Consider the following 21,570-nt stretch of genomic DNA (forward strand, 5'->3'; position numbering starts at 1 on the left):
GATGGACTACAGGGTATTAAATTTATTCCTACGATTTCTTTGCATTTTGAACAGAAGAACGAGGAGAAGCAGAGGAGAGACAATAAGGATGTTAGAGGAGAATACCGCGATTTCATTTACTGAGATTTTAGAAGTTTCTACTTGGTCAGTTTCCATCACTGTTGCCCCGCTTTGGTTCAGTTTTTGGGTTTGATTTATAGAATTCCATAAGTCAGGAGCATATCCATCAGGATCAAAACGCACGATGAAATGCGTCACACCAGGTGGTGCCAACTCCAAGCTCCGATTTACAACCAGGTAAAACACAGACATGCCTCGTGCAGGAATTGTAGCATTAGGTTCGACATCTTCAATTGTAATGCTAACAATACCTGTGGTAATTGCTGGGCTACCGGATATTTGGCTCAATGGCACATCTGTTGAATCCCAGCCATTTACCACTCCAGTTTCATAGTAAATTTGAAAATTATCAAACAAAGTTTTTATGTAATCGTCTTGAAGTGGATTCAAGTTCTGGTCATGGAACAGGAAATGCCATGACTTTATCTTTATAGGATTATCTGCAGAAATTCCATTATGGACCACACGAATTGCAAGCAAATCCTCTACCTGCCCTGGTAGCAAGGATTCTGGTGCTGTGCTCGTCGCATTGATTCTGCAATTTGCCCCTATGTTTCTCCAAGTTCTCAACGGCTGGAGGTTTGTTGTTTTCTGGTTACCTGTTATCAAATCAAGGTCTCCGAGGTCAGCTGGGAGGCGTGTATCATTCGATTTTGGGTCAAGGTTTGCAAGAACAATGGCTGTGACATTTCCACTTACATTCCCGATAAACGAAATCAGGATTCCTAGCGTGCCTTCAGTTAGTGGGTTCTTTACTGCAGTCACATTACCACCAACACAACCGCAGACAATATCCACATCTCCATCATTATCAAGGTCTCCAGCATCCATGCTCAAGACAGCACTTCCTATAGAGACATCTGGGTAATCAAGCCATGGATATACAAATGGGTCCCTGCCAGAAGAATTTGGATTGCCCCATAGTTTTATCTGGTATGTAGTGCCTTTGTCTCCTGTAACTATGTCCAGGTCTCCATCAATGTCATAATCCTTGCACTTAATTGCACTTATTTCGGAAATCGTCGCAATCAGGGAAAAATCCCATGTGCCAGAAAAAGGGTCGGCAGGACACCGATGAATTCGCAATCCCCCACTAGTATCCCCAGAACATACATCCACATCTCCATCTCTGTCCAGGTCACCAAGAGCAATGGCATTCATCTTACTTCCACCACTGAATATGTTAATCCAGGTACTCCAGCCGCCATCAAAGGGGGTGCCATCATTATTGAATAAGCCAATGTTGCCGTGGTCGTCTCCGCTCACAACATCTAGGTCTCCATCTTTATCAATGTCCACCACATCTACGGGTGCATTTGTACCAGTAGCCCATTTATCTAAAACTGTTTCATTTCTCCAGCCACCTGTCACAAATGGGTCTACATTTCTGTATATTACGATTATTGAATCATCAAAACCAAGTGCCTCTGCTATCACAACATCCTGTTTTCCATCCCTGTCAAGGTCACCTATGGCTATGGAGAGTATAGAATCTTGCAGGTCTGTGATAATTGCATAGGAGGTCCACTGGTCCCATGGAGAGTTGCTGGAATTTCCCGAGTTGTTGTATGCCCAAACCCTTCCATAATTGTCCCCTACGACCACATCCAGGTCTCCATCGTTATCAAGGTCACCAGAGGCCATAGCAGTAACATTACCAGTAAATTCAGAACCTGCTATGCTGCCACCAGAAACAAATTCGAAGTTCCGGTGCACCAGTGAATTATTCCAGATTATTGGAGCATCTGCAGAGGCATCGCCGCAGGCAATGTCCAAGTCCCCATCTCTATCAAAGTCAGCTGCGACTACCGCATTCACAGTAAGCGTTGTTGCATCAGTTACCCCGTTACTGTATGTGTTTGATGCGAACGCAAGAACCCAGCCATTTGAGGTAAATGGCTCATGCGTGTTTTCCCAGATAAACACATTGGAAGGGGGAGAACCATCACTTGAATTTCCCCCAAGTATGTCGATCCAGCCATCATTGTCAAAATCCGCAGTCCAGAGATAATCCATTTCAATGTATCCTGTTTCCTCAGAACCAGCCACATCACTTATCTGCGTTCTCTTCCATGTGCTCCCAGTGTCAAAAGCAAGCGCAAAGCCTGGATTTCGCCATACATCCAAACTGCATACCATTGCATTTCCTTCAAGCGTCACTATATCAATGCAGCCGTCATTATCAAAGTCAGCAGTTTCTAATGCCCTTATGTCATTTGCAGTCATGGTGGTGAGAGCATCGATTACAGGCCAGGGTGAGGTTGTGAACGCAACAGCTCTTCCCGGATTTTTCAATCCTCTGATAATATTTTCATTTCCACTGACGATTATGTCTAAGTTCCCGTCCATGTCCAGGTCTGCAACATCTAGTGTCATAAATTGCTGATTATAATCCCCTGTGATGTCGTTTGAGGCCCACTCACTGTCGAATGGCGTTCTGTCATTTTGCCATATCCTCACATGCTCTTGGTTGTTGGACACACAGGTCACTAAGTCAAGCCAGCCATCTCCATCAAAATCTCCAACTTCTATGTCTGTTGGTCGATTCAAGGTTGTGGTAGGATTTACCACTCTCTCGTACCATGATGTGCCATTCGCATCGTTCCTATAAATTCTTACATTGTTATTCCCATTGCTTCTGCAACAAGCAGCTATATCCAGATCACCATCATTATCCAAATCCCCAAGTGCTAAACCAGTCACATAATCTGGAAGGGCTGTTGAAGTCACAGTGTATCTCGTCCAGGAATTGGGGCTCCACACTGTCGCTTTGCCAGGGTTCATCCAGACATACACATAGTTTCCAGCATCACCAGAAACAATGTCAGGATACCCATCCCTGTTAATGTCGCCAGCAGCAATGCAGCGAATATCTCCGCCAGCTAATGAACTGCTTGTTCTTCCACCCGACTCCATAAATAATGCATTTTCCTGCTGATGCCACCATTTTGTAGTTTCCTGAGTTATGGTACAGTAAGCAAGTTCATTTGCATCCTTCTCTCCCAACCAATTTGTCATCTCAAAGTAGAATTTGGAGTTTCCATCAGTGCCTGGTAATGTGTCAAGCCCAACACTGAACTCTATTTTTCCATCGCTCAAACCATGAACAATGTTTGGATTCTGGATTTCCTCTGCCTTAACACCATTCTCCCATTTCCAGGCCTTTGCACTTACAACCTGTCCATTCCTCCCTTGTAACTCAATCAAATAACCATGGGAAATCATTGCTGGGTTGAAGGTGTTGATTGTGGAATTCATCAAATCAATGTAAACCCTTGCCACATCCATGCCCAGATTTTCTTTTATCACCACTGGCGTTGGTGGTCCTGGTTGCACTGGGGGTCTGGCACCAAGCACAGGGATTTCGCAGCCAGCCAGCATTGTGCCATCCACTGCCATGTAAAAGTAGGCATTGTTTGTTATTGCACTGGCATACTCTCGCAAATCAATGTTTTTACCAGCATCACCAGGCACATCAAAACCTTTCTGCACACCCTGCCAGTCACCAAACGCACCATCTATAACAATTCCAGAAGGTAAGGAACCAAAGTATGCCTTGCCACCGTTGCCCACAATTCTGTAGGGCACATTTGTGTCCACGCTGGAAACTGCAAATGTATAGGCAATGCCATCACTCAGGCTCTTTGCCTTGCATCTCACAGTAAGTTCTTCGTTCACTCCCAAATCTTTTTTTGGCAAATCCAGGTTTGCATTCTCCACGCTCAAACTCTCCACATGCACCGCCTTGCCCTTTGCAATCAATCTCAGCTCAAGCACATCCTCGTCTGAATTCACCACATCATTGCCAATAAAATTCTGGTAAACCACCAAACTTCCTTCTGTTTTGCTCACTAGGGCCATGCCCCGTTTCTCTGCATAAACACTGCTCTCGTAGTGTCGCATCAACACCAAACTCACTGGGTTGTTCAAGCCAGCAATTTTGGCATAGCCCTCAACAATGTTTGTGCTCTTTTCAACTCTTACCTCGCCAGCATTCTCCCAGGCACTGTAATTCAATTCTGGCTTTGAGGAAGCACTCTGTTCAATGAATCTTGAGGCAACGGCAGAGCGGATTTCACCCGCATAACCAGAAACTTCAATTTTCGCATCAGCACCCAGATTTTCTATTCTGTAGCCAGTGTTGGCATTTGCATCTGTATCCACAAAAATTATCAAAGCATCGTAGCCATTGTTAGCACCATTGAACAAACTGCCAGATACTTTAGCATAGAAGTAAACTCTATCGCTTTCATAGTAAACACTGTATTCGTTCAGGTTGATGTCCATGTTGAACACGGGCTGAGTATCTGTGTATCTTGCAATGCCTTCCCAATCATCTATGCTTCCATCAACCTTAATCCTACCTACTGGCTGGAAAGCATACCACAAAACAAAAATTGAGGAGAAAATCAGCGCAAGAACGAGAAATGCTGCACCGATTCGTCTCGCAGTGAATCCTTTCACTGGCTTTTTTTGCTTCATAGGCTTTGCCTTGAGCCCATTAATCTTTCCCTCTTTTGGGGCAACCTTCTTTTCAATAACTATTTTTGTTTCTCGTCCCTTAGCGGTCTCAAGCACTTTCTCTGCTTCCTCCAGTTCTTTCTCCATCTCTTTTATCTCTCTCTCGGTTTCGCTCTCTTTCATCTCAAGTTTTGCGCTTCTTTTTTCGTTTTCTACCTCACTCTTCTTTGCCGTGGCATCAACTTGCTGTTCAACGGCAGTCTCTTTCTTTAATTTCTCCTCCTCTCCTTCTTCAAAATATTTCTTAATCAAGGTGGCTCTACTCTCTCCAATTCCCTTTATATTCGCGAGCTCTTCAAAAGGGGCATTCTTCAGGTCATCAAGTGTCTTGTAGCCACTCTCATAAAGCTTTTTTGCCTTTGAGAGTCCCACACCGGGAATTTTCGTAAATTCTGCTAGTGCACGGTTCATTTCTGCAATATCATCTTCGGGCATAATAATCCCTTTTTTCACTTACCACAACTCACTATATCTTCAGTAGCATATTTAAGTTTTTTTACATTTTCATAGGAAAGCTAATATTCCTCAGTACCTGATGCAAGGTCTCGTCTTATCAATTAAAGCCATTCAATCCCTTGTGTGTTCTCTCTTTTCTAGTTTAGAAAAAAACACAAAGTATAGGAAGCAGGAAGATAGATAGAATGCAGAGCAGAGAAGGAACGGCACATAGTCCGGAAAGATTTCCCACAGAGTTCCACCAATAAAATAGCTAAAGCTCCAGGAAGCATTCCATGCAAACATACTAATAGCATTGGCACTTGTTTTATCCTCTGGTTTTACAGTGGTCATCATGAAAGATGTGCCTATTGGTGAGGAAACCATCATTAAGATTGTTCTTATGATGTAGAGAAGCGCAGCTAATGCAAAAAATGGGGAAAATGGAATAGAGAACAGGAAAAACACAGAGATTGCTTGGCTACCGGCAATCAATTTTACCTGTCCAAACCTCTCAGCAAAGAAAGGTGCCACCAGAAATGAGAAGGACATTATAACAGAAGAAATTGTCATTATCGCACTTACCTGCGGGAGGGCTACAGCGTAAGCCGTGTTAAAGTCAGGGTAGTTTGGAAGGAAGTACTTGTTTGTGAAGAAAATTGGGAACCAAGGTATTACAAGCCCTGCACCCAACCCAATCAACATCTGAGTAACTGCAAATTTTCCAATCAGTTTCGGTTCCTTGATTTTGAAGGAAAAATGGGCAAGCTTGATGCCATTTTCTACACGGGTGAAAAAGAGAACTATAATCTGAGTTGAGTTTATTATTATAGAAATAAGAATGCTCCACCAGAATCCCTGAGTGATATTTAACGAGAAGATTTGCATTATGCCAGATGGCAGGATGCCTCCCATCACAGTTCCTATTGCCATCCCGATTTGCTGCGAAAATGACTGAAAGCTAAATGCATAATTGCTGATTTTTTTATTGCACATGTTCGAGAGCACTGTGATGAATGTAGGACCTGCGAGGGCACTACCAATACCACCTACAACACTCGAAACGATGTAAAGTGGCAGATTAACCAGTATCAGTAGGAGCCCTGCACTTAAGATCCCTAGCCCATAGCCAATGTAAAGTGTATTTTTCTTGCCAATTGTGTTTCCAATAAATGGAGTCACAAGATATGTCAATGTGGTAGCCAATCCTCCCATCCCTCCTACCCATCCGATGTTCTGGAGTGAAAAGCCGACGCTTTGCATGTAGAGTGAAAGCATGAACCAAGTCATCCCTCCTCCAATCCCACCAGCAAAGGAAAGAATTATTAAAAGCTTTATGTTGGCAGAAAACTCAGAATAAGCACTAAACATCCCTTTTAGCATTTTCGAGTTCGTGACTTTATCGCTTCCCGGTATCACTTGCATTAGTGTGCATATAAAAACCCCTGAATAAATAGTTTGTTATAGATGAATTGTAGCTAGCCGAATTTTTGGCTGTATAAATTCGTGTAGATTGGACCCTCTGGTGTCAGAACGCTCTTCTTAAGATAAATCGCATTTATTTGAATATCCCCGAAATTTCCGTTACCATTTTCCTTGATCAATCGTTGCAAGACATTCAGATTTCGTTTGCTCTTCACCCTCGCCAGTGTGATGTGGGGTGCAAAGGGCTTGTCCTCCTTCGGAAACCCAAGCTCAAGCAATTTTTCGTTGATGCAGGTGCTCATACGCTCTAGTTCTGCAGGATTTGAAATCCCAATCCAGACAACATTTATGTAGTTCAGGTTCGGGAAGGCACCCATTCCACGCAATTTCACAACAAATTCTTTGGGAGATGCACAACTCTTGATAACCCCAGAAATTTCCTCAACCGCTTTTTCCTCAATGTTTCCGAGAAAACGGAGTGTGATATGTATCTGGTTGAGATTTACAAGTTTAAGCTCGCAACCGGTCTCTCGCAATTGTTTCCAGATGCTCTTTATCTCTTCACTTGGCTCAATTTCCACAGCAATAAACGCTCTATGCATCTGCTTTTTCCTCCTTTGAGAAATAGAGTACCGCAAAACCCACTGCCACAATACCCGCAGTCGTGACTAAGAAGAGCGCCCCATCAACCACATCAAATCCTACTTCAAATAATAACTCATAAATCAAATAAAACGCAATTCTTGCAGAGAAGACCATACTTCCGATGACCCAGGAATTCTGGGGAAAGCGGATGAATGTCCAGGCAACATAAATTGTGAGCAGAAGGACTGTAAGCGCTGCTAAGCTCTCTGGGTAAACATAATGTCCCTCTGGAAGTGGAATCACGGGCACCGACAGAAACGCCAGAAAAACACCAAGAACTGAAAGTAACAATAGATAGACGGAAGAAATTCCATAAATCTGGACATACCGCTTTGCAAGCATCTTAGGTGTTTCTAAAGCCCTCACAAACTTTTCCTCATCTGCTGGTGTTTTTACTCCTGCATCTGCAGCCCTGCTTTTTATGTCATCACTGATTTCAGCCAAAATTTCCTTCCTTTTATCTGGTCTAATAGGGAGTAATGCCCGTTCCACACTTTTCAAGTAGTCATCGATTGCACCTATTTTCTCACCACCCTTTCCACGCTTTTAACAACTTTTTCCCATTCTCCAAGCAACTGCTGGAGTGCAGCCCTGCCCTCATTTGTAAGCACATAATACTTCCTTGGAATTCCCTGTTCCTGAATTACCCATTCACTTTTCACATAGCCTTTTTGCTCAAGGCGATGCAATGCAGGATAAAGCGTGCCTTCTTTCAGGTCGAGGTATCCATCTGAAAGCTCTCGAAGCTCTTTTATTATCTGGAACCCATACTTTCGCTCCTTAGCCAGGGAGGCAAGGATGCAGAGCGGAATTATTCCTTTCTTTAGTTCTGCACTCCACTCACTTTCCTTCATGTCACTCTCCTGCAGAATATTCTCTTAATCTCATCTGCATAAACCGGCTCATTCTCCCGCTTCACAAGTTTGCTGCTGGTTTTGATTGAGGTAATTACAACCTCTCCATCCTCCGTATCCAGAATCTCTCCCACACAAAACTCTTCATCTGGCTCAGCAAGAAATGCATAGGACTTTGTAATATTCCTTTCATTAACCGCCAGTTTCACCCGCACCTTCTCAACATCTTTTACCCAGATACGTTTCACTTTCCTTGCCTCAGCCCGTTTCACAGAGCGGTCCTCTAACTCCACCTTCGTCACCTTTGCTCTTCTTCCAAGAACCACAAGGGTCTCTCCAGCCACAATTTCCTCATCTGGTTCAAATTCTACCTTTTCTGTCTTTGTGGTCTCGCCGAAACTGATGTTGACATTCACAATGACTGGCTTCTCCTCTGCAATCTCTACCTCTCTCGTTGCCCCACAAACACTGCATTTTATCACGCCTTTGAAACGGAGCTTCTTTCCTTCGGTAATTTTTCCCTTTATCACCCGATGCTTTGTCTCCTCCTTACAGTTTTCGCAGAAGTATTCTATCGTTTTTGGCACTTTTAGCATCAAACCCACACATGGAATTCAGATATATATTACCTTTGGAGTTGTTGGGCTATGTCTGAGGAGCGTCGTTGATATAAAAAAATCTATCGATATTTCAATTTTTTTTGAAATATCAATACCTATATATAAAGCCAACATATGCTATCTATACTCATGAGGCGAACCGGAATGTCATACAGCAAAGGTGGAAGCAAAAAAGGGGAAAAACCAGTTAGTGCTGATAACTTGGGTGAATGGATTGAATGCCCGGAATGCGGTGCAAATGTAAAGACAAAAAACATACTGGAACATCTAAAGAAGGTCCATGGACTACATTCCCACGAGAAACTTAAGTCCGTTGAGGTAAGGTTGCGTGCAGAAGAAAGGAAGAGCGGGAGTAAGGCAAGGGGAAAAAGTGCAGGACACGGCATGGGGAAAAAAAATATTATTGTGGTATCCATTGTTTCGCTGCTTCTCATTGCAGCAATTGGAGCATACCTTGCCTATACATCCATCCAATCCAGTAAAATTAACAACTCCACAAATTCGCAACCACAAGAAAATGGTGACTGGCTTAGTGGATATACACCGCAATATGTTATCGGATCAGGAAATTACAATTGGTGGAATACATACCCTGCAATCAATCCAAACAGTGGAAAAACTGTGTCTCATCCTGACTGGGTGAGACAAGACCTTATGAGAAACCCTGTTCTTATTGTGGTACACAGCACTGGCTGTCCTCCTTGTGGTCAACAAATAGAGATATGTGAATCCCTCCATGCAGAATATTCACAGCTCAACTATCATGACTTCTGCGTGGATTATGGCAGCGGTACATACGACCAAGGAGTTGAAGCTTTCAATGTGTACGACCCAGATGACAAACAGTCATACATCCCGCTCACAATAATTGTTTCTCAAATGAGAGATAGGTCAGGTGCCCTGATAACAATCTGGCATTCCTGGGAAGGGCTTACTGGGTCCGATGTGATCGAGGGCTGGATAAAAGATGCAATTTACTACTTTAACTCCAAATCTCTTGCTATGAATTCAGTTCCACATCAGTTTTACAGTCTGAGCAACGAAAGAGAAAGAATACCTCTCTTCACTGCAGTGGATGTATGGGGAAATAATTTTTCACTTGAAAACTGCACTGGTAAGGTTGTCATAATCCACATAACCGGTATCGAAAATCCGATATGCATTGAGTGTGAAAAGGAAATGAAGGCCCAGATTGTGGAGCTTCAGAAGCTTATTGAGAGCCAGGGAGAAGGCGTGTGTATAATCACGATAAATATCAGGAAAAACCCGGACTCTGAAGCTGGTTGGAAAATAGTTGAGAACTGGTACGGCGTTAACATTACCTGGTACTGGTTTGAGGAATTTGAGCCATATCCGGTTGCTTCTCATTACCTGAAGTACTGGTCGATTGACGGTGCATTTTCGAATCCCACGCTTGTCCTTACTGATATGGAACTGCGGGTTGTATGGGTATATCATGTGTATTGCATCGGAAAAGGTGAAATTGACGGTGTCCAGAGTGCTGATTCACTTGCAGCATCAATTCGCAAAATCCAGACAGGTGAGTGGACGCAGAGCCAGAATATTCCGAACTATGAAATCACATTCTTCGGAATATTCCTGCTTGGTCTAATAACAGCCTTTACTCCGTGCTCAATTGCGCTTCTCGTGGCGATGCTGTCCTATGGAGGAGCGGTAGGTGGGAAAAAAGAGGGAAAGAGAAATCCGAGAAGAGAGATGCTTGAAGGATTCTGGGTTGGCGTTGCATTTACAATTGGTATGGCACTGATATTCTTTGTTTTTGGCTGTTTCCTTTCCTTAATAGGGTTTTTCACAGGGAGTTCTGCGATTTTCTATCTTATTGCAGGGATAATCCTGATAATCCTGGGGTCCAATATTTTACTCTCGCTTGGAGAAAAATTTAAATCCATGTTTCTGAGGATTGGAAAGGATAGAGTGGAACGAAAGACCTTCCGGGAGGGAGGAAAAAATCTTTTCATCAAAACCACCAAAAGGTCAGTTTATATGGGTGCCTTCCTTCTCGGTATCTTGTTTTCTGTTGGCTGGGCACCGTGTGCAATTTCCCTTGTTTTCCCAGTGTTCATATTGCTTCTTACCCAGCAACTAACGATGCTGATGAGTGGTTTTCTCCTGTTTGTGTTTGGGATTGCGCACGGAATCCCTGTAATCCTTCTTCTTGCGGTGAGCAGAGGCACGAGAGCAGCACTCGGGAACAGGTACATCTCTGCTGGGAAATGGATAGAGAAAGGGTTTGGAATTGCATTGATATGCATCGGAGTTCTATTTTCCCTCAAAGTTTTTGGAGTGAATCTGTGGTGAACTCCTGCCTTCCATGAACCCTTTTATACCTCTATTCATTCCATAGAGTATGCACAAAAAGGTAGAGTATAAAGGTGATGGCTGTTCAGGATGCAGGGTATGTGCCTCCACCTGTGCCTGGTACAATTCTGGGAGCCAGAACTGGAAGCATGGACGGATTAAAATCGTGAAGGAAGAGCCAGATGTGGATTATCCTGTTATTTGCAGGCAGTGTAAAGAGCCAGCTTGCCTTGCTGCATGCAAGTTTGGAGCAATCGCGCCTAATGAGGTCGGTGTGCTTATGGTAAACCATGAGAAATGCACTGGTTGCGGTGCCTGTGTCCGTGCCTGTCCCTACGAAGGAATAAAACTCCATCCTGTTTTGAAAAAGGCAGTGAAGTGCGATTTGTGTAATGGTGCGCCAAAATGCATTGAGCATTGTCCAGAGGGAGTGCTATCCCTTAAGGAGGTGGATTGATTGAAGGGCTACAACAACAAAATGCTGAGGGTCAATCTGAGCGAAGCAAAGGTGCGGGAAGAAAAGCTACCTGAAGAATTAATCCAGAATTATATCGGCGGCACTGGTATCTGTGCTAAGCTCTTATTTGATGAGGTTAAGGCAGGTATCAATCCTCTTTCACCTGAAAACAAGTTGATTTTCGGAACTGGACCATTGACAGGAACACTCTGGATGTCTGCGGGCAGAGGTGTGGTTTGCTCAAAATCACCAGCAACAGGCATCTGGAGTGAATCCCATTTTGGCGGTTTCTTTGCACCAGAACTTAAATACGCCGGCTATGACTTTCTAATTATCGAGGGAGTTTCTGAAAAGCCAGTTTATCTTGAAATAAAGGACAGAGAGGTAAGCATAAAGAATGCTACAGAACTCTGGGGAAAGAATACGCATGAGGTGGAGACAAAGCTTAAAAAATCACTGCCAGATTGCGAAGTGATGGGCATTGGAAGAGCGGGCGAGAAACTTGTGAAATATGCAGCAATAATTACAAACTATGCGAGTGCAGCTGGTAGAACTGGGCTTGGTGCTGTGATGGGTTCTAAAAAATTGAAGGCAGTTGCGGTGAGAGGCACAGGATGTTTTGAGGTCTATGACCGAAATGCATACATCAAGAAAATAGAGGAGGCGGAGCAGAAACTTAAGAAGAGCCAGCAAAACCATGATTTGCATAATATTGGCACAAACATTCTGGTGGCTTACAAGTCAGCAATTGGTGAACTCGTGACGAAGAACCACTCAAGGGGCATTTTTGAGGATGCAGATAAGATTACAGGCGAATATCTGCGAGAAAAATATTTTGTGAAACACCGTGCCTGTTTTAACTGCAGAACAAGGTGCAAGAAAGTTTACAGGGCAGGAAAAACAATTTCTGGTGGGCCAGAATATGAAGGTACAATGGCGTTTGGCTCAAACTGCATGGTCTCTGATTTTGAACAGATTCTGGAGGCAAACTATCTCTGCAATGAATATGGTTTGGATTCCATTTCTGCTGGCTGTGTGATTGCTTTTGCAATGGAATGTTATGAACATGGGTTGTTGAAGAGCGAGTTTCCGATTAAATGGGGTGATGGTGAAGCAGTTGTGAAGCTCGTGAAAATGATTGGAGAAAGGGAAGGCATCGGTGATTTGCTGGCTGAGGGAATGCGAACCGTTGCTGGGAAAATTGGTGCTGAAAAATTTGCAATGGAAGTGAAGGGGTTAGAAATCTCAGGCCAGGATGGCAGAGCCCATCGTTCTGTGGGCTTGACACACGCAATTTCTGTGCGTGGTGCTGACCATCTCCGCTCACTAGTTACAGTTGACCAGCTCGGCTACAAGGAAGCAGCGGCGCATCGTTTCGGAGCCCATACATTACCAGAAATATGCAATCCTTACTCGGAAACCCACAAAGCTTTGGCCGTGAAGGTGTGCGAGGATGTTTTTGCTGTCCGTGATTCACTGATAACTTGCTGGTATACTTGTGGCTGGCCACCTGTGTTCTGGCTCGAGGACTTTGCAGAAATTCTTTACCCGGTTACTGGAATGAGATTCACAAAGGAAGAACTCGGGCTTGTGGGTGAGCGGATTGCGAATCTGAGGCGGTTGTTCAATGCAAGAGAGGGTCTGGATGCTAGCTCTGACTACTTGCCAGAAAGATTTTTGAAAGAGCCATTGCCAGATGGACCATCAAAAGGACAGGTTGTAAATCTGGAAATGATGCTTAAAGAGTATTACCAGCTCAGAAATTGGAGTGAAAATGGACTGCCAACAGAGGAATGTGCTGCGAAACTTGGCCTTCTCAAAGAATGGGAAACGGCGATGAGCGAGTATGCCAAACATAAGAATTGAATTTTACGGTGCTTTCAGGGAGTATGCGAAGGAGATGAACCTTTCGCTCCCGAAAAATGCCACATTGGAAGATGTGTTCCGTGAACTGAATGCAAACATGCCAGAACTTAATAGAAAAATTGAAGCGACGGAGACAGCAATTATCGTGGTTAATGGCAGGAGAGTTGAGCGTGGTTATGTCCTGCAGGATGGTGATGTTGTGAAGTTTTTTTCAAGTGTGCTGGGTGGTTGAGTGAAAGTGGATATGCATGTGCATACAGTGTATTCGCAGGATTCAAAAATTGAGCTTCTGGAATTGCTGAGATATGCAAGAAAGCTCGGGATTGGCGTGGGCATTACGGACCACAACAGAATAAAAGGTGCGTTGCATGGTGTGAAGCTTGGAAAAACTCTAGGCGTTTTTGTTGTGCCAGGGATTGAGGTGAGCACGAAAGCAGGGCATGTGATTGGCTACAATCTGGATGTTGAGGTGAAGCAAGGGCTTTCAGTTGAGGAAACGATTGAAAAAATTAGAGATGCTGGTGGCTTCGTGGTTATCCCGCATCCATACAGATTTGTTTCTGGGATTGGTGATTTAGTTAAACGAGTTTACTGCGATGCTATAGAGGTGCAGAACTCAAGGAACAGTGCTGGTGTGAATAGAAAGGCAAGAGAGATTGCTGAGCAAGGAAAGAAAGGTTTTAGTGCAGGCTCCGATGCCCACAGCATTGAGGAAGTTGGAACGAGCTATGTGGTTGCTGATGCAGAGAAAGTCGAGAATTTGCTTGAGCAAATTAGCAAAGGCGATGTGGAAGTTTATGGAAATTCCAGAGGAGTTGGAAGCGTGATAGCCCAGTATGGAAAAATGCTCAGTGGATATATAAAAAGAGGATTTAGGAGAGTTTAGAGAAAGCGTTTATATCCCCCTTCTTTTCCCGACTTGAGGTGCTCTTAAATGTCTGATGAAAAAATTCTCGGAATGGATGCAGAGAAAGGAAGATGGTTACTTGTTGTTGCAGGTTTGATAATCAACCTCTGCCTTGGAACAATTTACTCATGGTCAGTGTTCCAGAAACCCCTTCAGACATATTTTGGAGAGTTAGGAACAAGGCCATCTGATGCACAGATGCTGCTTGCCTTCTCAATATTCCTCGCCTGTTTCGCAATTGCGATGCCACTTACAGGCAAGTTTATAGAAAAATTTGGTCCGAAAAAAATTACAATCGTTGGGGGCTTGCTCACAGGTCTTGGCTGGCTTTCCGCTTCATTTTCAACACAAATTGAGATGATGTATGTTACCTATGGTATGATTGGAGGCATTGGTGTGGGTATTGCCTATGGCTGCCCAATCGCAGTGTCAACACGCTGGTTCCCAGATAACAAAGGGCTTGCTGTTGGTTTAACTGTTCTCGGTTTTGGTTTTTCTGCCTTTGTCACCGCAAATCTTGCAAACTGGCTCATCGGAGCATATGGCATAATGTCAACACTCAGAATATTTGGGTTGATTTTTATTGCCCTGATTTTCCTACTGGCTTTACCGATGAAATTTCCGCCATCTGGCTGGAAGCCAAGGAACTGGCAGCCGCCTGTAAAGAAAGATGAGAAAAAGAAAACTGAATATACAAGAGAAGAGATGCTCAAAACTCCAACATTTTATGGGCTCTGGCTCAGCTTTTTCATTGGTTGTCTTGCAGGACTCATGGCAATCGGAATTGCAAAGCAAGTGAGCGGCGAGGTGAATGTCCCCGCAGAAATTTCAGCTATGCTTGTTGGTTTCTTCGCAATTTTCAATGGGCTTGGTAGACCTGCGTTCGGAAAACTCACGGACATGCTTAATCCGCAGAGAACAGCAATGTTATCATTTGGCTTGATTGCACTAAGTGCTTTGCTACTGATAGTGAAGCCCACAATGGAAATTTACCTTCTCTCCTTTGCAATTCTCTGGGGTTGCCTTGGGGGCTGGCTTGCAATTGCTCCTGCAGCAACAGCCACATACTTTGGCACTAAGGACTACCCAAGATGCTATGGCGTTGTTTTCGTTGCCTATGGGGCTGGGGCAATTGCAGGGCCATTGCTTGCAGGCTATATAAAAGACACAACTGGAAGTTATCTCAATGTGTTTCCATATGTCTGTGGCTTGGCTCTGATAGGGCTGGCTGTGGCTTTCCTCATGCTTAAACAAAAATAACAAATGAGTACACAGGGAAGCATTGCAAAAGTGCCGCGGGCCGGACTTGAACCGGCGGCTTCCAGATCTTCAGTCTGGCACTCTCCCAACTGAGTTACCGCGGCTTTAGTTGGGGGAGATAAAGGGAATACATTAATTTTTCGGGGGTAACACAGTAGGTTGCCACATCACCTGAAAAAAATAAGAAGGGTGGGATGATGAAGGTGATGGGAGCATTGGGATTTGTTGGGGAGAGGTTACTCCGCAACTTCTGCCTCTTCAGCGGGGTAAACCTCTACTCCAAGTGCTTTGTAGATTTCTTCCCAGGAGCACCAGTCAAATTCTTCCTGCATTTTTTATCACCAATAACTGTATGGGCAGGGAGGTTTATATATCTCAACACCAGGGGTGAGTGAAAGTGAATGTGCTTTCTTTGGTTGATTTATGAATTCTGGCTCACACAGATTTTAAACAAAATATGGAGTGAAAGTGCTCATGTTTCTTTCGTGCATGTGTATTTTTCTACCATGGTAATCGGGTGATATGATTCCTTTGCCTTTCTCAAGCCAGATATCCCCAAATCCTGTTCCCGATTGATGTATCCGAATTTGCCTAACATTGCCTCTGCAAATTTCTGGTTTATATACTGGTATATTCCTGGCAAACGATAATCTCCTTTCTCAAAATGGACAACAACGGTGTCCTTGTTTAATGGCTCTGCAATTGTGAAGCCCACAACCTTCCCATCAAGCAGCACCGCATAGCCAATGAACTCAAGTTCAAAATAATGCTTTACAGCTCTTTCCAGTGCTCGATGCTCTGCCATCACATGAAAGTCATTGTTCAACTCTTTCTCCACAATCCAGTTCAGATTGAGTGCAAGGCACTGTTCAAGATGTTCCTGTTTTAACTCAACAAACACAGCATTTCCACCAGTTTTCTCAACAAATTTTTTTATGTCCTTTCTCTTGCTATAGTATTTTTGTCCTGGCAGTGTTGCAAGCTCCTCTGTAAGGTAAAGATAATCAAAGTTATCCCTATCTGGCACAATCTCATACGCTCTTTGCTTCAAAAACTCAGCACAGTCCTTTGGTGTGAACCTGAAAACTGTTCTTTTTTGCCTTGCTCTATTGTAGTCCTCAATCGCCTGCACAATCTTCTCTGTCTCTGCAGGATTTCTTTCACATACTGGCATCAGAAACTCTTCTTCACCCTTAAGCACAAATCCATTTCCAATTTTTGAGATGTACGCAGGGTATGTATCCCTCCAGATAAACAAACTTCCGAAGCACATTTCCGAAGTTATAGGGTTAGCATGCAGAAGCACTTCCTTCAACACCTTGTGCTCCAGGCCCAATGGCTCAAAATCAGGAAATACTGCCATGTTTTCGGGAATAATTTCATGGGTATAATGGTTGCTGAGATGGCAATCAATGCTCTTTTGAAATTATCCCTTCCTTTGCCAGTGCATCACCAACCTGCTTCATTCCCAATTCTTTGAGCTTGCTGTATTTTGGCTTTCCATCTCTCGTGCAGCCCCTTGCATCATAGAACTCATCCAGCATCACATCGAGATGCACAACCTCTCCTTTTGCAGGGCCATCAGGCATTGGCTCGTGGAGTTGCTTGTATGGCAAGGTATCGTCCTTTCTTGTGATTCCTCGCCTTGCATTGATTGCTCTACGGAGCAAGCAGATGCGTTCTCCCAATTTTCTCACATTCTCTGGCTTTTGATAATCCTTGAAGCCAGTCGTGTAGTAAATCAGGCGTGCATAATCTGAATAGTAGAAAATTGGCGGCCACATCGTGCCGTATTTACAGATGATGAGCGAGTCCACAATCGCATAGTTTGTTTCCATGTCCTCAACTAAAATTCCTTTCAATTTTTCACTTCTCAAATCTAAAATTATTTTTGCATCCTCAGGATATCGCTCCTTTGCTATATCCACATACCCAAGTTCATCAAGACAGGAAATGCTTCGTAAGTGGTCTGCACCTCTCACAGAAATCGCGTGAGTTAAGCCAATTGACTTGTGTGCCCTTCCGTCCTGTCCAGACATTTCAAGCCCTTTAACATGCACTGCGAGTTTTTCTGCCTCGGCACCAAGTTTTGCAGCCAGATTTCGGACACCCTCTGCAAGTTCATTGCCAAAGCCGCGCCTGTAAGCAATGTCCTCCACAAGTTTCACCATGGTCTCAACATCGCCCCATTTTATGCTCTGGTTAATCAGTCCCTTTTCACTCAACTCCATTGCAAATGCAATGCTCTTGCCCGTGCTTATTGTGTCAAGACCGAGTTTGTTGCAAAGGTAGTTTGCATACACAATTGCATCCAATCTGGAATTGAGTTCATCAGAGCCAAAAGCCACGAGCGTCTCATACTCAGGCCCCTCTGTGATTGTGCCACCAAACTCACCAGCATCGATAACCGCCACATACTTGCACTGGATTGCACAGCCCATGCAGGCCTTTCGTTTCTTTCGCACATACTTCCTTACTGCTTCGCCACCAATCTTGTCGAAATCCTTGAAGATGCCAGTGCTATGATTCTTTGTGGGCAAGCGTCCAATCTCCTGCTCTGCCTCAACCAGAGATGTGGTTCCATACTTTCCAAGCGATTCCTGGGCGGCAATTCCCCACCGCTCCTTCGTGTATCTTTGTCTTGCTTCCTCAACTAAAGCCACGAATTTATCTACATCGTAGACCTTGATTTCATTCTCGCCTCTGACAGCAATTGCCTTCAAATGCTTTGCCCCCATCACTGCACCCATGCCAGTCCTACCTGCAGCACGGTATTTGCATACCTGGATTGAGGCAAACTTCACAAGATTTTCTCCAGCTGGACCAATGCAGGCAACCTCTGCACCAGGCATTTCTTCCTTAATTCTATCCGTTGTCTCCAGGACATCTTTGCCCCAGAGATGCTTAGCACTTCTCAATTCCACATTCCCATCATCTATCGCAAGATAGACCGCTTCCTTGCTCCTGCCAGTAATCAAGAGCATGTCAAAGCCAGCATACTTCATCATCGGGCCGAAGAAACCTCCAGAATGGCTTTCACCCCAGATTCCAGTCAATGGAGAGAGGGAGCAGACCGCAAACCTTCCAGTTGGTGGGAAACCTGTGCCATTGACAGGCCCTGTTACAAAGATAAGTGGGTTCTCTGGCTGCAATGGGTCTGTCTTTGCATCTGTCAGTTCCCAGATAAAGCTTGCGGCAAGCCCGACACCGCCAAGATATTTCTTTGCTCTGCTTCGCTCAAGCTCCTTAACAGAGGTTTTTTCCTTTGACAAATCCGCAACAAGAATTTTGCCTGTGTATCCATACATTTTTTCACCTCAATAAAGGGCATTAGTTATACATGCTTTGATGCATGCGGGGTCTCCGTCACAGAGGTCACATTTCAGTGCCTTCTTTAGCCTGTTTGAGTATTTTATTGCACCAAAAGGACAGGCATCTATGCAAGCCCTGCAACCAGTGCATTTTTTCATATCCAAAATCACAACCTCCCCTTCTTTTCTGATTGCACCAGCATTGCATGCCTTCAGGCAAGCAGGAGAGATACAATGCCTGCAGACATTTGGCACGACTTCAAGTTCATCAATTTCATTCACCCAGATTCTTGCCATGGATAGAGAGTATTTTCCAGTGTGTTTTACTGCACAGGCGAGCATGCAGGCCTTGCAACCAGTGCACTTCTCCTTATCTACCATTATTCTGGTCTTTCTTTTAGCTCCTGATGACATCCAAACACCGATGGAATAGAATGTGGAAGAGTATTTTAAGGTTATTGCAGAGCTACATTTTCAGCTTCAGAATGCACCCACCTAAACCTTTATCTCACATGGTGTCTTTGCCCAATCATGAAGACTGCAGAGGAGTATATTGAGAGCATCAAAAAGATGCGGAGTAATGTCTACCAGTTCGGGAAGTTGATTGAGGATGTGACAGCCCATGGCACAACAAAATACACAATCAAGGGTGTGGCAAGAATCTATGAAATGGCACTGATGCCAGAATACCAGGACCTGCTCACGACAAACTCAAATCTAACTGGTAAAAAAATCAACAGGTACCTTTCAGTGATGGAGAATAGAGATGATGCCATTGCAAACATCAAAATCAAGCGGTTGATGTTCCAGCAAACAGGGACTTGCACTGGTGGCAGATGTGTTGGCTGGAGCGGCATCAATGCACTCTGGGCAACCACATATGAAATTGATAAAAAGTATGGAACTGACTACCATGGAAGATTTAAGAAATGGCTGGCGTATGCTCAGGAAAATGACCTGGCAATTGCAGGTGCAATTACAGATGCAAAGGGCAACAGGGCATTCTCACCAGGCCAGCAAGAAGACAAGGATGCATACCTTCATGTGGTTGAGAAGCGGAGCAACGGTGTCGTAGTAAGGGGTGCAAAGGTGATGATTTCAGGTGCTGTTGCCTCCAACGAGTTGATTGTGATGCCAACCACTGGTCTCAAAGAGGATGAGAAGGAATATGCAATCGCCTTTGCAATTCCAAGGGATGCGGAAAATCTCGTGTTGATAGAAAACAGGCGGACTGGAGATACAAGGAAACTTGAGGAGGGTTTTGACAAGGGTTGTGAAAAAGGCGGTGTTTCTGAAAGCTGGATTTTCTTTAACGATGTTTTTGTTCCAGAAGACAGAATTTTCTTCATGGATACTCCTGAGTTTGCTGGCCCTTGCGTGATGCGATTTGCTGCCTGTGAGCGGAGTACAATGGGTGGTTGTGTTGCTGGTCAGGGAGACATAAAGATAGCGTCTGCTGTGGCAATGGCCCACATTAATGGCCTTGGAAGTAAGCCCTTCAACGAAAAACTGACAAAGATGGGTGTAATGAACGAAACGCTGTTTGGTTGTGGAGCTGCTGCCTGTGCCCTTGGAAAAAAGCATGAGAGCGGTGCCTTCTTCCCTGATTTCCTGCTTTCATCTGTGACTAAAGTCCATGTGGCAACCCTGCCTTACGAACAATCAGTCATTTGCCAGGACATAGCAGGGGGTATCGGAGAAGTCGGCTGTGTCCCCTCCTACCAGGATTTTACACATCCAGAACTAGGGAAACTTGTGAAAAAGTATTGCAGGGCAAGGGCAAGTGCTGAATCTCGCTTGAAAATTGCTAGGTTGATTGAATACACCACAATGGGTCTTGGTGTCCCTGGTTGCATGCATGGTGGTGGCAGTGCAGATGCTGCAAAGCTTGTTATAAGGAGAACACTCGATTTCGACGGATTCTATCTGGAACTAGCAAAGAAACTTGCGGATGTGAGTGAGGACATCAAGGTGAAGGAGGAAAAGAAAAAGTGATTGTGAAGCCAGTTTGCTCAGATTCAATGGGTGTGCGCTCCCTTTGTGTTTATGTGGAAACTGGGGATTTAGCGATGCTGATAGACCCGAGTGCTGCACTCGGGCCAAGCAGGTACGGGCTGCCTCCTGCTGCGGAAGAATGGGAGGCACTGGATAAATTTAAGGGAGAAATCAGGGAAATTGCAAAAAATTGCGATGCCTTTGTTATTTCCCACTACCATTATGACCATCACGACCCAGACGAGGATTTCTGGGTTGGAAAAAAGGTTTTTGTGAAAGACCCTGAGGAAAACATAAACAGGAGCCAGAAGGAAAGGGCAGCTTTCTTTTTTGAGAAATTCAAAGGGAAAGCAGAGCTTGTAGTTTGTGATGGACAGGAATTTTCCATAGGTAACACGAAGATTTCCTTTTCAAAGCCATTGCCTCATGGAAATGAGAAAAGCAGGTTGGGTTTCGTTATTGCAACGAGAGTAGAGGAGAAAGACGAAGTTTTTGTGCATGCTTCAGATGTCCAGGGCCCAATTGTGGAAAATAGTGCAGATGTCTTGATTGAGATGGAGCCAGAGATTCTAGTGATAGATGGACCTCCTTCCTACTTTCTCGGCTGGAAGTTCAGTGCAAGGGATTTGGAGCGAGCCAATGCAAACCTTGTGAGAATCATTGAGGAAACAAATGCAAAAATAGTCCTGGACCATCATCTCCTTCGAGACCTTTCTTACAAAGAACGATGTGCACCAGTTTATGGTCATAAACAAATTTATACTTTTGCAGAATTTCTTGGGCAGGAGAACAGGATGCTTGAAGCCAACAGGAAATTCCTGCATATGTAGTGGAA

Annotated in this window: 17 protein-coding genes and 1 tRNA gene; 8 read left to right on the forward strand and 10 right to left on the reverse strand. The window is 44.3% G+C overall.

Annotated features, from left to right (window positions below; translation table 11 throughout):
- Nucleotides 1-6: 6 nt before the first annotated feature.
- The 6 genes from QXD64_01540 to QXD64_01565 all read right to left on the reverse strand — a co-directional run bounded on the left by QXD64_01540 (nt 7) and on the right by QXD64_01565 (nt 8,596).
- Nucleotides 7-5,076 carry an FG-GAP-like repeat-containing protein gene (locus tag QXD64_01540; protein MEM3395999.1) on the reverse strand — a complete coding sequence of 1,690 codons (5,070 nt, stop codon included), beginning with the start codon at nt 5,074-5,076 and terminating at the stop codon, nt 7-9.
- A gap of 132 nt (nt 5,077-5,208) precedes the next feature.
- The gene (locus tag QXD64_01545) at nt 5,209-6,501 is read right to left on the reverse strand and encodes an MFS transporter (GenBank protein MEM3396000.1); all 1,293 of its coding nucleotides are present in this window, start codon (nt 6,499-6,501) and stop codon (nt 5,209-5,211) included.
- Between the two features lie 53 nt (nt 6,502-6,554).
- Nucleotides 6,555-7,103 carry an RNA 2',3'-cyclic phosphodiesterase gene (gene thpR / locus QXD64_01550; protein ID MEM3396001.1) on the reverse strand — a complete coding sequence of 183 codons (549 nt, stop codon included), beginning with the start codon at nt 7,101-7,103 and terminating at the stop codon, nt 6,555-6,557.
- Complete coding sequence (locus QXD64_01555) at nt 7,096-7,590, reverse strand: hypothetical protein (protein ID MEM3396002.1); 495 nt, start codon at nt 7,588-7,590, stop codon at nt 7,096-7,098. Before QXD64_01555 ends, thpR begins: the two co-directional genes overlap by 8 nt.
- Nucleotides 7,591-7,664: 74 nt before the next feature.
- Nucleotides 7,665-8,000, reverse strand: coding sequence for a PadR family transcriptional regulator (locus QXD64_01560; GenBank protein MEM3396003.1), 336 nt, complete (start codon nt 7,998-8,000; stop codon nt 7,665-7,667).
- Nucleotides 7,997-8,596, reverse strand: coding sequence for an HVO_0476 family zinc finger protein (locus QXD64_01565; GenBank protein MEM3396004.1), 600 nt, complete (start codon nt 8,594-8,596; stop codon nt 7,997-7,999). Before QXD64_01565 ends, QXD64_01560 begins: the two co-directional genes overlap by 4 nt.
- Nucleotides 8,597-8,764: 168 nt before the next feature.
- Between QXD64_01565 and QXD64_01570 the strand changes: the two genes are divergently transcribed.
- The 6 genes from QXD64_01570 to QXD64_01595 are packed head-to-tail and all read left to right on the forward strand — an operon-like array spanning nt 8,765 to nt 15,429.
- Entirely contained in the window at nt 8,765-10,939 is a 2,175-nt protein-coding gene (locus tag QXD64_01570; GenBank protein MEM3396005.1) for a cytochrome c biogenesis CcdA family protein, read from the forward strand.
- 49 nt (nt 10,940-10,988) lie between these two features.
- On the forward strand, nt 10,989-11,396 hold the full coding sequence (locus QXD64_01575; GenBank protein ID MEM3396006.1) for a 4Fe-4S dicluster domain-containing protein: 408 nt from the start codon (nt 10,989-10,991) through the stop codon (nt 11,394-11,396).
- The gene (locus QXD64_01580) at nt 11,397-13,262 is read left to right on the forward strand and encodes an aldehyde ferredoxin oxidoreductase family protein (GenBank protein ID MEM3396007.1); all 1,866 of its coding nucleotides are present in this window, start codon (nt 11,397-11,399) and stop codon (nt 13,260-13,262) included.
- On the forward strand, nt 13,243-13,494 hold the full coding sequence (locus QXD64_01585) for a MoaD/ThiS family protein (protein MEM3396008.1): 252 nt from the start codon (nt 13,243-13,245) through the stop codon (nt 13,492-13,494). Before QXD64_01580 ends, QXD64_01585 begins: the two co-directional genes overlap by 20 nt.
- The gene (locus QXD64_01590) at nt 13,495-14,148 is read left to right on the forward strand and encodes a PHP domain-containing protein (protein ID MEM3396009.1); all 654 of its coding nucleotides are present in this window, start codon (nt 13,495-13,497) and stop codon (nt 14,146-14,148) included.
- 48 nt (nt 14,149-14,196) lie between these two features.
- The gene (locus QXD64_01595) at nt 14,197-15,429 is read left to right on the forward strand and encodes an OFA family MFS transporter (GenBank protein MEM3396010.1); all 1,233 of its coding nucleotides are present in this window, start codon (nt 14,197-14,199) and stop codon (nt 15,427-15,429) included.
- A gap of 31 nt (nt 15,430-15,460) precedes the next feature.
- Here QXD64_01595 and QXD64_01600 read toward each other — a convergent pair.
- From QXD64_01600 to QXD64_01615, 4 genes are all read right to left on the reverse strand, one after another.
- Nucleotides 15,461-15,533, reverse strand: a tRNA-Phe gene (locus QXD64_01600).
- Nucleotides 15,534-15,901: 368 nt separating this feature from the next.
- The gene (locus QXD64_01605; protein ID MEM3396011.1) at nt 15,902-16,792 is read right to left on the reverse strand and encodes a phosphatidylglycerol lysyltransferase domain-containing protein; all 891 of its coding nucleotides are present in this window, start codon (nt 16,790-16,792) and stop codon (nt 15,902-15,904) included.
- A gap of 46 nt (nt 16,793-16,838) precedes the next feature.
- Nucleotides 16,839-18,737, reverse strand: a complete 1,899-nt coding sequence (locus QXD64_01610; protein MEM3396012.1) for an aldehyde ferredoxin oxidoreductase family protein — start codon at nt 18,735-18,737, stop codon at nt 16,839-16,841.
- Between the two features lie 9 nt (nt 18,738-18,746).
- The gene (locus QXD64_01615) at nt 18,747-19,154 is read right to left on the reverse strand and encodes a 4Fe-4S dicluster domain-containing protein (GenBank protein MEM3396013.1); all 408 of its coding nucleotides are present in this window, start codon (nt 19,152-19,154) and stop codon (nt 18,747-18,749) included.
- Between the two features lie 117 nt (nt 19,155-19,271).
- On the opposite strand from QXD64_01615, the gene QXD64_01620 reads away from it, so the two are divergent.
- Together QXD64_01620 and QXD64_01625 are read left to right on the forward strand one after the other, a co-directional pair.
- Nucleotides 19,272-20,735, forward strand: coding sequence for a 4-hydroxyphenylacetate 3-hydroxylase N-terminal domain-containing protein (locus QXD64_01620; GenBank protein MEM3396014.1), 1,464 nt, complete (start codon nt 19,272-19,274; stop codon nt 20,733-20,735).
- Complete coding sequence (locus QXD64_01625; GenBank protein ID MEM3396015.1) at nt 20,732-21,565, forward strand: MBL fold metallo-hydrolase; 834 nt, start codon at nt 20,732-20,734, stop codon at nt 21,563-21,565. Before QXD64_01620 ends, QXD64_01625 begins: the two co-directional genes overlap by 4 nt.
- Nucleotides 21,566-21,570 lie beyond the last annotated feature (5 nt).

Source organism: Thermoplasmata archaeon (genome assembly GCA_038874435.1).
Classification (GTDB): Archaea; Thermoplasmatota; Thermoplasmata; order Lutacidiplasmatales; family SKW197; genus SKW197.

Bases quoted from the DNA above. Each gene is read 5' to 3' on its own strand.
- QXD64_01540 (MEM3395999.1), bottom strand. From the start codon at position 5,076: ATGCCCGAAGATGATATTGCAGAAATGAACCGTGCACTAGCAGAATTT.
- QXD64_01545 (MEM3396000.1), bottom strand. From the start codon at position 6,501: ATGCAAGTGATACCGGGAAGCGATAAAGTCACGAACTCGAAAATGCTA.
- thpR (MEM3396001.1), bottom strand. From the start codon at position 7,103: ATGCATAGAGCGTTTATTGCTGTGGAAATTGAGCCAAGTGAAGAGATA.
- QXD64_01560 (MEM3396003.1), bottom strand. From the start codon at position 8,000: ATGAAGGAAAGTGAGTGGAGTGCAGAACTAAAGAAAGGAATAATTCCG.
- QXD64_01565 (MEM3396004.1), bottom strand. From the start codon at position 8,596: ATGCTAAAAGTGCCAAAAACGATAGAATACTTCTGCGAAAACTGTAAG.
- QXD64_01570 (MEM3396005.1), top strand. From the start codon at position 8,765: ATGTCATACAGCAAAGGTGGAAGCAAAAAAGGGGAAAAACCAGTTAGT.
- QXD64_01575 (MEM3396006.1), top strand. From the start codon at position 10,989: ATGCACAAAAAGGTAGAGTATAAAGGTGATGGCTGTTCAGGATGCAGG.
- QXD64_01585 (MEM3396008.1), top strand. From the start codon at position 13,243: ATGCCAAACATAAGAATTGAATTTTACGGTGCTTTCAGGGAGTATGCG.
- QXD64_01595 (MEM3396010.1), top strand. From the start codon at position 14,197: ATGTCTGATGAAAAAATTCTCGGAATGGATGCAGAGAAAGGAAGATGG.
- QXD64_01605 (MEM3396011.1), bottom strand. From the start codon at position 16,792: ATGGCAGTATTTCCTGATTTTGAGCCATTGGGCCTGGAGCACAAGGTG.
- QXD64_01610 (MEM3396012.1), bottom strand. From the start codon at position 18,737: ATGTATGGATACACAGGCAAAATTCTTGTTGCGGATTTGTCAAAGGAA.
- QXD64_01615 (MEM3396013.1), bottom strand. From the start codon at position 19,154: ATGTCATCAGGAGCTAAAAGAAAGACCAGAATAATGGTAGATAAGGAG.
- QXD64_01620 (MEM3396014.1), top strand. From the start codon at position 19,272: ATGAAGACTGCAGAGGAGTATATTGAGAGCATCAAAAAGATGCGGAGT.